Source organism: Bacillus sp. UNC438CL73TsuS30 (assembly GCF_000482325.1).
Taxonomy (GTDB): Bacteria; Bacillota; Bacilli; order Bacillales; family Cytobacillaceae; genus Neobacillus.
Genome location: NZ_AXVA01000029.1, coordinates 41,056 through 51,577, shown reverse-complemented (window position 1 = coordinate 51,577; position 10,522 = coordinate 41,056). Strand labels below are relative to the sequence as shown.

Annotated in this window: 12 protein-coding genes and 2 rRNA genes; 13 read left to right on the top strand and 1 reads right to left on the bottom strand. The window is 39.1% G+C overall.

Annotated elements, in window-relative coordinates; translation table 11 throughout:
- The 12 genes from M028_RS0111570 to rsmI all read left to right on the top strand — a co-directional run.
- A 23S ribosomal RNA gene (locus M028_RS0111570) occupies nucleotides 1-146 on the top strand; the annotation flags it as partial.
- Between the two features lie 81 nt (nucleotides 147-227).
- Nucleotides 228-344: ribosomal RNA gene (rrf, locus tag M028_RS0111565) — 5S ribosomal RNA — on the top strand.
- A gap of 275 nt (nucleotides 345-619) precedes the next feature.
- Complete coding sequence (locus M028_RS0111555; protein ID WP_197031408.1) at nucleotides 620-838, top strand: sigma factor G inhibitor Gin; 219 nt, start codon at nucleotides 620-622, stop codon at nucleotides 836-838.
- A 96-nt stretch (nucleotides 839-934) separates the two neighbouring features.
- On the top strand, nucleotides 935-2,362 hold the full coding sequence (locus M028_RS0111550; RefSeq protein WP_026574056.1) for an aminotransferase class I/II-fold pyridoxal phosphate-dependent enzyme: 1,428 nt from the start codon (nucleotides 935-937) through the stop codon (nucleotides 2,360-2,362).
- 23 nt (nucleotides 2,363-2,385) lie between these two features.
- Nucleotides 2,386-3,015, top strand: a complete 630-nt coding sequence (gene tmk / locus M028_RS0111545; protein ID WP_026574055.1) for a dTMP kinase — start codon at nucleotides 2,386-2,388, stop codon at nucleotides 3,013-3,015.
- Nucleotides 3,016-3,139: 124 nt separating this feature from the next.
- Entirely contained in the window at nucleotides 3,140-3,469 is a 330-nt protein-coding gene (locus M028_RS0111540; protein WP_026574054.1) for a cyclic-di-AMP receptor, read from the top strand.
- A gap of 37 nt (nucleotides 3,470-3,506) precedes the next feature.
- Nucleotides 3,507-4,514, top strand: coding sequence for a DNA polymerase III subunit delta' (gene holB / locus M028_RS0111535; RefSeq protein WP_026574053.1), 1,008 nt, complete (start codon nucleotides 3,507-3,509; stop codon nucleotides 4,512-4,514).
- Nucleotides 4,507-5,334 (top strand): PSP1 domain-containing protein, encoded by an 828-nt coding sequence (locus M028_RS0111530; RefSeq protein WP_026574052.1) that lies wholly within the window; start codon nucleotides 4,507-4,509, stop codon nucleotides 5,332-5,334. Before holB ends, M028_RS0111530 begins: the two co-directional genes overlap by 8 nt.
- 13 nt (nucleotides 5,335-5,347) lie before the next feature.
- Nucleotides 5,348-5,716 (top strand): DNA replication initiation control protein YabA, encoded by a 369-nt coding sequence (gene yabA, locus M028_RS0111525; protein ID WP_026574051.1) that lies wholly within the window; start codon nucleotides 5,348-5,350, stop codon nucleotides 5,714-5,716.
- A 53-nt stretch (nucleotides 5,717-5,769) separates the two neighbouring features.
- A complete protein-coding gene (locus tag M028_RS0111520; protein WP_026574050.1) occupies nucleotides 5,770-6,513 on the top strand; it encodes a tRNA1(Val) (adenine(37)-N6)-methyltransferase in 744 nt (247 codons plus the stop codon).
- Complete coding sequence (locus M028_RS0111515) at nucleotides 6,500-6,787, top strand: GIY-YIG nuclease family protein (RefSeq protein ID WP_026574049.1); 288 nt, start codon at nucleotides 6,500-6,502, stop codon at nucleotides 6,785-6,787. The genes M028_RS0111520 and M028_RS0111515 overlap by 14 nt, the downstream gene beginning before the upstream one ends.
- Nucleotides 6,765-7,640: a 16S rRNA (cytidine(1402)-2'-O)-methyltransferase gene (gene rsmI, locus M028_RS0111510; RefSeq protein ID WP_026574048.1), complete on the top strand. Its 876-nt coding sequence runs from the start codon at nucleotides 6,765-6,767 to the stop codon at nucleotides 7,638-7,640. Before M028_RS0111515 ends, rsmI begins: the two co-directional genes overlap by 23 nt.
- Nucleotides 7,641-7,682: 42 nt before the next feature.
- On the opposite strand, the gene M028_RS0111505 is transcribed toward rsmI, so the two are convergent.
- On the bottom strand, nucleotides 7,683-7,967 hold the full coding sequence (locus M028_RS0111505) for an AbrB/MazE/SpoVT family DNA-binding domain-containing protein (RefSeq protein WP_026574047.1): 285 nt from the start codon (nucleotides 7,965-7,967) through the stop codon (nucleotides 7,683-7,685).
- A 482-nt stretch (nucleotides 7,968-8,449) separates the two neighbouring features.
- Here M028_RS0111505 and metG point away from each other — a divergent pair, with 482 nt between their 5' ends.
- Nucleotides 8,450-10,408, top strand: a complete 1,959-nt coding sequence (metG, locus tag M028_RS0111500; protein ID WP_026574046.1) for a methionine--tRNA ligase — start codon at nucleotides 8,450-8,452, stop codon at nucleotides 10,406-10,408.
- Nucleotides 10,409-10,522 lie beyond the last annotated feature (114 nt).

Below are 10,522 nucleotides of genomic sequence, written 5' to 3'. Positions count from 1 at the left end.
CTAAGCATGAAGCCCCCCTCAAGATGAGATTTCCCATAGCGTCAAGCTAGTAAGATCCCTGAAAGATGATCAGGTTGATAGGTCAGAGGTGGAAGCATGGTGACATGTGGAGCTGACTGATACTAATCGATCGAGGACTTAACCATAGTCTTAAGGTGAACTCGTTTTTACTAAAAACTTCTTCTGTATTATCTAGTTTTGAGGGAATGATACCTCAAACAAAATAGTCTGGCAATAATGGCGAGAAGGTCACACCCGTTCCCATACCGAACACGGAAGTTAAGCTTCTCAGCGCCGATGGTAGTTGGGGGCTGTCCCCCTGTGAGAGTAGGACGTTGCCAGGCATAATGAAGGACAACCTGATATGGTTTGTCCTTTTTGCATTGGAATTAAGAGAGCACTGAGGCAAAGGGTATGGATCTGGAATGTAGATGCCCAAAATCAGAAGGTAAAACCGGCTAAAGTAAAAAACTCTAAAAAAGTACGAAGTATTTGAAAAGAAATCGTGTATAGACATACACCCAATTCCGAAAGAGGGCATAAACTAAGAAACAGGAACCCCTGAAAGAGACTATTCGAAAAATTGTATACAATTGCTAATTTAGGGAAGAATGGGTGTATGGAGGTGGACAAATTGAGTTCAATTTTTGCACAAAAATATCATGAGGAAACGTGTGTTATTTGTGATCAGCTAAAACCGAAAGGTATACATCTATACACGTCATTTATCTGCATGGAATGTGAAAAAGACTTAATTAATACAGAAACCAGTGACCCAAAATATAAATACTTTTTAAAACAACTAAAAAAGATCACTACACCGGAGATATTTTCTTAGCCAAGTCCTTTTAGGACTTTATTTTTTTGCAAACAAATGGGAAAGAAATCAATCTTTTGATAAAATAGATAAGACTCTTTTAAGGATGTAACGTAAATGAAAAACCAACAAAAAATCCCACTTTATCAAGCATTAGTAGAACACATCAACAAAAGTCCAATTTCCTTTCATGTACCGGGGCACAAATATGGGACGATCGCAAAGGATTATTTCGAGCAAATCCTTAAGCTCGATGCGACAGAACTCTCAGGATTAGATGATTTGCACTCACCTGAGGGAGCCATTTTGGAGGCTGAACAGCTTCTACAAGACCTATATCAAACCAGAAGCAGTTTTTTTCTTATTAATGGATCGACAGTTGGAAATTTGGCAATGATCATGGCGGCTTGCCGCGAAAATGATCTTGTGCTTGTTCAAAGGAATTGTCATAAATCGGTAGTAAATGGGTTACAGTTAGCGAAGGTAAATCCGATTTTTTTAGAACCGGAGATAGATAATGAGTGGAAAGTTGCTTCAGGTGTTCATTTAGAAACAGTAAAGGAAGCAATTGATTTATATCCTAATGCCCGTGCATTGATCTTAACCTATCCTAATTACTACGGGATGGTATACGATTTAGAAAGTATTATAAACTATGCGCACATACATAATATTCCTGTATTAGTAGATGAGGCACATGGACCTCATTTTATTGTAGGCAGTCCTTTTCCTTCTTCAGCTGTACAATTAGGGGCTGATATTGTCGTTCAATCTGCACATAAAACACTCCCTGCTATGACGATGGGATCTTATTTGCATGTAAATGGAAATCGAATTCAAATGGATAGGGTCAAAGATTACTTGCAAATTCTTCAATCGAGCAGCCCATCCTATCCGATTATGGCATCATTAGATATAGCAAGGCATTATCTATCCTCCTACCAACACAGGGATGTACTATATCTTTTAAAGGAAAGAAATCGATTTAAGGAATTACTCAAAAAGATTGCAGGTATAAAAGTCTTAACTTATCCTAATCATTTAGGTGACCCGTTGAAAATAACAATTCAGTCTACCAGCCATCTTAGTGGATTTGACCTTCAAAGCAAATTGGAGGAGCAGGGGATTTTTACGGAACTTGCAGACCCACATAACGTACTGATGATTCTCCCTTTGCTTAAGGAAAATCAAATCTATGCTTTTGAAGAAACGGCGAGGAGCATTCAAAAGGTTTTAGAGGGTATTACAGATAATGAGATAAATATAGAAACTAAGAAGATTGAACAAAAAATCACGGGACTGGCCATCTCTTATAGAAAAATGGAAGTTTTGAAGGAAAGAAAAATCCCACTCTTGGATTCAGTTGCCCAAGTGTCTGCGGAAACCATTATTCCTTATCCCCCAGGTATACCGCTGCTGCTAAAAGGGGAACGAATTACGGAAGGACAAATACGAAATCTTGTGAAATTAATGGAGAGCGGTGCACGGTTTCAGGGCGGAGGCTTTTTACAAAGTGGTCTAATAAGTGTATATAGGACATCTTAAGATTGGTTTTGGAGGTACATTTAATGAAGAATGGAATGTTTATTACATTTGAAGGTCCGGATGGCGCAGGGAAGACAACCATTATTAGTATGGTTGCGAGGCACTTTGAAGGTGCAATACTGACAAGAGAGCCTGGCGGTATTGATATAGCAGAACAAATTAGAAGTGTAATCCTGAATAAGGAAAATACGGCTATGGATCCGCGGACAGAAGCTTTGCTATATGCGGCTGCAAGAAGACAACATTTAATTGAAAAGGTAAAGCCTGCATTAGAGGAAGGAAAAGTGGTCTTTTGTGATCGGTTTGTTGATAGCTCTTTAGCATATCAAGGATATGCACGAGGGTTGGGAATAGATGAAGTACTAAACATTAACCAGTTTGCCATCGAGAATATGATGCCTAATTTAACGATTTACTTTGATATTGAGCCTGAGGAAGGATTAAAGCGAATTAATAAAAATAAAGGGCGGGAAATTAATCGCTTAGATTTAGAAAATCTTGAATTTCATCAAAAGGTAAGGGAAGGTTATCATCATATTTTGGAGCGTTTTACAGATAGGATTGTTAAAATAGATGCTTCGGGAACGCTAGATGAGGTATTCCAAAAAACAATTCAGATTATAAAGGATAAATTGGAAGAGACAAAGCCTTGACCTTAAGGCTTTTTTTCTATCCTTCAAAAAGAAAACAATCCCTTTTCTAGTATGTAAAGACACATAATACCTGTTATAATTATAGAAACGGAAGTCGGTATCGATAATTGAAAGGGTGAAACGAATGAAACTAATCATTGCAGTTGTTCAGGACCAAGATAGCAATCGATTATCCAAGGCTTTGGTAGAGAATAATTTTCGCGCGACTAAACTTGCGAGTACAGGTGGATTTTTAAAATCCGGCAATACTACATTTATGATTGGTACAGAAGATATTCGTGTGGATCGAGCTCTTCAAATTATTAAGGACAACTGCAGGGCCAGAGATCAGTTAGTAGCCCCGGTTTCCCCCATGGGTGGAAACGCAGACTCCTATGTTCCCTATCCCGTTGAGGTGGAAGTAGGAGGAGCAACAGTCTTCGTTCTGCCAATTGAACAATTTATGCATTTTTAATAGAAGAGGTTTTAAATAATAGAAGTGAGTGATGATTTTGGTTAAAACATGGGATCAGCTGGAAGTGGTACAGCCAACTGTATTAAAAATGATAAAAAACAGTATACAGAAACACCGAGTTGCCCATGCATACCTACTTGAAGGCATTAGGGGGACAGGCAAAAAAGATATTGCACTTTTATATACAAAGGCTCTATTTTGTGAATCCCCGATGAGTGAGTATAAACCATGTGAAGCCTGTTCAAACTGTAAGCGGATTAATCATGGCAACCACCCTGATGTACATATAGTTGAACCGGATGGTCAATCCATTAAAGTTGAGCAAATCAGAAACCTCCAGGCGGAGTTTTCAAAAAAGGGAGTTGAATCCCTAAAAAAGGTCTATATTCTGGCACATGCTGATAAAATGAGTGTCAGTGCCTCCAATAGCTTGCTAAAGTTCCTTGAAGAACCAAGTTCGCAAACGGCTGCCTTCCTGCTAACGGAGCAGCCACAGAAAATCTTACCTACCATTCTTTCAAGGTGTCAGGTATTAACATTCCAGCCGTTATCCCCACATGCAATGGTGGAACAATTGATAGAAAATGGTGTTGATCCAATGAAGGCGCCACTTCTTGCCCAATTAACGAATAGTCTGGAAGACGCATTGTCATTAAATGGCGATGATTGGTTTGCACAAGCCCAAAAAGTCGTGGTAAAATTATATGAGGTGTTGAAAAAAAATCCATTGGAGGCGATGATTATGCTCCAAGGGGATTGGTTTCCTCACTTCAAAGAGAAAGAACAGATTAATCGTGGTTTAGATCTATTACTTCTTATTTTTAAAGATTTACTATATATTCAGCTAGACAAGCAGGAGCAGATTGTTTATCTCGAAGATCGTGAACGGCTAAAACAATTTGCCTTGCAAGCATCTAGGCGGCGCTTAACCGATCAAATGTCAGCTATTCTTGAAGCAAAGAAAAAGCTTGCGGCTAATATGAATCCTCAGCTTATGATGGAACAGCTTGTGCTAAAATTGCAGGAGGGATCTTCGTTTGTATGATGTTGTAGGAGTACGATTTAAAAAAGCGGGGAAAATCTATTATTTTGATCCTGGAGAGCTGCAGGTTCAGAAGGATGACTTTGTGATTGTTGAAACGGTTCGTGGTGTCGAATATGGCAAAGCGGTTATTGCCAGAAAAACAGTAGAGGAACACGATGTCGTTCTTCCGCTTAAAAAGGTAGTAAGAATTGCTGATCAAAAGGATCGAATGATTGTTGAGGAAAACAAACAGGCAGCACAGGAAGCATACGAAACATGTAATGATAAAGTCAATGAACATCAGCTGGATATGAAACTAGTGGATGTTGAATATACATTTGACCGTAACAAAATCATTTTTTATTTTACCGCTGACGGAAGAGTTGATTTCCGGGAGCTCGTAAAGGATTTAGCAGCGATTTTCCGTACGAGAATTGAACTCAGGCAAATTGGTGTTCGCGATGAAGCGAAAATGCTTGGTGGAATTGGGCCTTGCGGAAGAATGCTTTGCTGTTCAACCTTTCTCGGTGACTTTGATCCCGTTTCGATTAAAATGGCGAAGGATCAAAATCTGTCATTAAATCCAACGAAAATATCTGGACTATGCGGCAGGCTCATGTGCTGTTTAAAATATGAAAATGATGAATATGAATCAGCCAAGGAGCAGTTGCCGGATATTGGTGAATTCATTGTTACTCCTCTTGGAGAAGGAAAAGTGGTAGGATTAAATATCTTAGAGCGGGTCCTTCAGGTGGAGCTAAAGGAACACGATCGGGTTCTCGAGTATACTTTGGATGAAATCATTAAAGAAGGTGCCTTTTCGATACAATCCACAGATTAACGAGGTGGAATACGTGGATAAAAAAGAGATATTTGATTCAGTAAGTAATATGGAAACACAAATTGGCCAGCTTTACCAACAGCTGGGGGAATTAAAGCAGCATCTGGCTGAAATAATAGAAGAAAATCATTATTTAAAGCTGGAAAATGAGCATCTAAGGCGCCGTTTAGATGTGACCACGGAAAAGGAAAAGAAGGATGTCACCACGAAAAAAGGGGCAGCTCAAGTACAGCCGAGTGATAAACCCTTTGATATTGGTGAAGGATATGATAACCTTGCTCGTCTTTACCATGAAGGGTTTCATATTTGCAATCTTCATTTTGGGAGCTTACGTAAGGAAGGGGATTGCTTGTTCTGCCTTTCTTTTCTAAATAAAAAATAAGAATCGGCCTTCCTTCCAAAAGGAAGGCTATTTTTATAAGTCAGGTGATATATTTGGTTTTTTTAAAAGATGATGAACGGCTTGATTATTTATTAGCAGAGGACTTACGAATTATTCAGAGTCCCTCTGTCTTTGCCTTTTCGCTCGATGCCGTTTTGCTGGCACGGTTTGTCTATGTCCCCATTCAAAAGGGAAACTTAGTAGACCTTTGCAGCGGGAATGGCGTAATTCCTTTATTTTTAAGCGTAAGAACAAAAGGCACGATTACCGGAGTGGAAATACAGGAACGGTTATACGATATGGCAGTAAGAAGTATTGAATATAATGGGCTGCAGGACCGGCTAAAAATGATTCACGACGACATTAAGAACATGCCAAAGCTTTTGGGCCATGGGAATTTTGATGTGGTTACCTGCAATCCACCTTATTTTGTAACTCCATCAACGGGTGAAATTAATTTAAATGAGCACTTGGCCATTGCCCGCCATGAAATCCATTGCACGTTAGAGGATGCAATCAGCGTTTCAAGTCAGTTAGTAAGACAGGGGGGGAAAGTGGCATTTGTTCACCGGCCAGGTCGATTATTGGATATCATTTCTTTAATGCGTAAATATCGTCTTGAGCCAAAACGGATTCAGTTTGTGTATCCGAAGATAGGAAAAGAGGCCAATACTTTATTAGTAGAAGCTATAAAGGATGGAAGCCCAGACTTGAAGATTTTACCTCCGATCATTGTCTATAATGAAGACAATGAATATACTCCCGAAATAAGAGGGATTTTATATGGAGAAAAATAATCACTTCTTTTATGTATTAACATGCGGGGATGGAAGCTTCTACGGAGGATATACAAATAATCTTGACCGGCGGTTAAAGCTCCATAATGATGGGAAAGGGGCAAAATATACCCGAGGAAGAGGACCGTTATCATTAACATTTTTCAAAACCTATGACAATAAGACTGATGCCCTAAAAGCAGAGTATCAATTTAAACGGTTAACGAGAAAGAAGAAATTGGAGTTTTTAACTAGGGAAACGGGTGGTTATGATGTGGCAGCAGAAGAGTTTTGAAAACGAGGAGCAAAAGGGGATTCTTTATCTCGTTCCAACCCCTATTGGAAATCTGGAAGACATGAGCGTTCGGGCAATTAGAATTTTAAAAGAAGCCGACTTAATTGCTGCTGAAGATACCCGAAATACAAAAAAACTATGTAATTATTTTGAAATTACGACCCCTGTGGTAAGTTATCACGAGCATAACAAGGAGACGAGTGGGGAGAAATTGATTTTGAAGGTAAAGGACGGCTTAAACATTGCCCTTGTTAGCGATGCAGGAATGCCAACCATCTCCGACCCTGGCTATGAGCTCGTTACGGCGGCAATCGCCGAGGAGTTAACGGTTGTTCCATTACCCGGTGCAAATGCAGCACTCACTTCCTTGATTGCTTCCGGACTTGTAACCCAGCCCTTCTATTTTTATGGTTTTTTAAATCGGAATAAGAAGGACAAACGTAAGGAATTAGAAAGCTTGAAACATCAGGAAGCAACAATGATTTTCTATGAATCACCACACCGTTTAAAAGAAACCCTGTCCATTATGCTGGAAATCCTCGGCGATCGGAAAATTTCCTTATGCAGAGAATTAACAAAAAGGTATGAAGAATTTATCAGGGGCAGTATTCAAGAGACGGTGGAATGGTCAAATCAAGAGGAAGTCCGCGGTGAATTTTGTTTAATTGTAGAAGGCGGGAACCGAATTGATGAGGAAACAAGCAGCTGGTGGGAGGATTTAACGATTGAGGAACATGTGAATCACTACATCACGCTAAAAAATATACCATCCAAAGAGGCCATTAAACAAACAGCAAAGGATCGCGGAGTGAATAAACGGGAAGTGTACCAGGCTTACCATATTGAGCATTAATTAAAAAAGCCCCAGACCATAATGTCTGAGGCTTTCGTCAATTTATTTTACTAACGCAAAAGAGTCTTGGATTTCTTTTAGTAATACTTCTGCACCTTCACGGCTAAGAATTAATTTACCGCCGGCAAGTGCTAAGTTATCATCAGAAACTTCCCCTGTAACTTGGCAAGTCATGTTTGGCTTGTATTTCTTAAGGATAATGCGGTCGTCATCCACATAGATTTCGAGAGCATCCTTTTCTGCAATACCTAATGTACGTCTTAATTCGATTGGAATAACTACGCGTCCTAATTCATCAACTTTACGAACAATTCCTGTAGATTTCATGTGTTTTAATCTCCTCTCAACTTGTTTATCTCTATTTTTTCTTCGCCATTATTCGACAATATTTTCACAACTCAATAATACCAGCCATTCCCATATTCGTCAATTATTTTATTAAATAAATAAAAGGGAATTTTTTCATGTTACAAAAAGGTTGATTTAACAAGGTTTTGCTGAATTAATATTCAGTTTTTTGGTTTTCACCATTAGTGTGATGCCGATCACAAATCAGAATTTCAGCTCTTATAATTCGACAAATTTCTACAAATTTCTATATAAATCTACTTTTATTCCTCATAACCTTCGCAGAAAGTTCGACTTTTACGTCCGCCATTTGGGATAATGGAATTAGTAAATTTTCTCTAGTTATAGGTTTGTTGCACAATACAAAGTTTTTCGGTATATTTTGATGATATAAGAGGATAAAAATGGGGCAATAATGGTTAAGTAGAGTTTAAGTTTTGCCGATCATAGGAGGGGTAAAGATGGAGGAAAAATTAAAAACGTTTTATATTACAACACCAATTTATTATCCAAGCGGAAATTTACATATTGGGCATGCGTATACCACAGTTGCTGGTGATGCAATGGCACGCTATAAGCGGATGCGCGGTTATGATGTCATGTACTTAACGGGAACAGATGAACATGGTCAAAAAATTCAGCGTAAAGCTGAAGAAAAGGGAATCACGCCTCAAGCGTATGTGGATGATATTGTCGGGGGAATCCAAGAACTATGGAAAAAACTTGATATTTCTTATGATGATTTCATACGGACAACACAGGAGAGGCATAAGCAAATTGTCGAAAAAGTATTTGCTCGGCTGCTTGAGCAGGGAGATATTTATTTAGATCAATACGAAGGCTGGTACTGTACACCTTGTGAATCCTTTTTTACTGACCGCCAACTAGTGAATGGAAACTGTCCGGACTGTGGCAGACCGGTGGAAAAGGTTAAAGAAGAGTCCTACTTTTTCAGAATGGGTAAATATGTTGACAGACTATTGCAATACTATGAAGAAAATCCTGATTTTATTCAGCCTGAGTCCCGAAAAAATGAAATGGTTAACAACTTTATTAAACCGGGTTTAGAGGATTTAGCGGTATCTAGAACGACGTTTGATTGGGGAGTAAAAGTACCAGGGGATCCAAAGCATGTCATTTATGTTTGGATTGATGCCTTATCCAATTATATTACGGCACTTGGTTATGGGACCGACAATGACAGTAAATATTTAAATTACTGGCCGGCAGATGTCCACCTTGTTGGTAAAGAGATTGTCCGTTTCCATACGATTTATTGGCCCATTATGTTAATGGCTCTGGATATTCCACTACCTAAGAAAGTATTTGCTCATGGGTGGCTGTTAATGAAGGATGGCAAAATGTCCAAGTCAAAAGGGAATGTGGTTGATCCTGTTACCTTAATTGATCGCTACGGGCTAGATGCACTTCGCTATTACTTATTAAGGGAAGTTCCATTTGGTGCTGACGGAGTCTTCACTCCCGAGGGGTTTGTCGAAAGAATAAATTTTGACCTAGCGAATGATTTAGGAAATCTATTAAACCGCACCGTTGCAATGATCGAAAAATATTTTGCAGGAGTCATTCCTGATTATGCCGGATCAGTTGTTGAATTTGATGAGGCATTACTTCAAGTAAATCAAGAAACAGTAACTAAATATGAAGAGGCTATGGAGAAAATGGAATTTTCAGTTGCCTTAGCATCAATTTGGCAATTGGTAAGCCGGACGAATAAATATATTGATGAAACACAACCGTGGACACTAGCGAAGGATGAAAATCGCAAAGAAGAACTTGCAAGTGTAATGGTGCACCTCGCTGAGTCATTACGCAGAACAGCGATTCTTCTTCAGCCATTTTTAACCCGGACTCCGAATGGTATTTTTAATCAATTAGGGATTACGGATATCGGCCTTAAGGCATGGGATAGCCTTGAAGGGTTCGGTTTAATTCCAAGTGGAACAAAGGTTCAAAAAGATGCTCCACTTTTCCCGCGTCTTGAGATTGCGGAGGAAGTTGAGTTTATTAAAACAAAAATGCAAGGCGGCACTACACCAGCTGTAGAGGAAATGAAAGAAGAAAAACCGGAAGAACTTGCTGAAATTGCCATTGATGATTTTATGAAAATTGATTTACGGGTGGCAGAGGTTATTCAGGCGGAACCAGTTAAAAAGGCGGATAAACTTCTAAAGCTGCAGCTTGATTTAGGCTATGAAAAGCGCCAAGTGGTTTCGGGAATCGCTCAATACTATAAGCCGGAGGAATTAGTAGGTCAAAAGGTGATTTGCATTACGAACCTAAAGCCTGTGAAACTTCGTGGTGAACTTTCCCAAGGAATGATCTTGGCAGGTTCTAAAGACGGGCAATTATCACTTGCTACTGTAGACCAAACATTGCCAAATGGATCAAAAGTGAAATAAAGCTTCATACAAAAAGAGCCTTTAACGGGCTCTTTTGCTTTAAAAAAGTTTCACGTGAAACAATTTTCGAGATTTTTCGGTGTTTTTAAACCTTTAATGACAGGGAGTTTTAAA

Bases quoted from the DNA above. Each gene is read 5' to 3' on its own strand.
- M028_RS0111555 (WP_197031408.1), top strand. From the start codon at position 620: ATGGAGGTGGACAAATTGAGTTCAATTTTTGCACAAAAATATCATGAG.
- M028_RS0111550 (WP_026574056.1), top strand. From the start codon at position 935: ATGAAAAACCAACAAAAAATCCCACTTTATCAAGCATTAGTAGAACAC.
- tmk (WP_026574055.1), top strand. From the start codon at position 2,386: ATGAAGAATGGAATGTTTATTACATTTGAAGGTCCGGATGGCGCAGGG.
- M028_RS0111540 (WP_026574054.1), top strand. From the start codon at position 3,140: ATGAAACTAATCATTGCAGTTGTTCAGGACCAAGATAGCAATCGATTA.
- M028_RS0111515 (WP_026574049.1), top strand. From the start codon at position 6,500: ATGGAGAAAAATAATCACTTCTTTTATGTATTAACATGCGGGGATGGA.
- rsmI (WP_026574048.1), top strand. From the start codon at position 6,765: ATGTGGCAGCAGAAGAGTTTTGAAAACGAGGAGCAAAAGGGGATTCTT.
- M028_RS0111505 (WP_026574047.1), bottom strand. From the start codon at position 7,967: ATGAAATCTACAGGAATTGTTCGTAAAGTTGATGAATTAGGACGCGTA.
- metG (WP_026574046.1), top strand. From the start codon at position 8,450: ATGGAGGAAAAATTAAAAACGTTTTATATTACAACACCAATTTATTAT.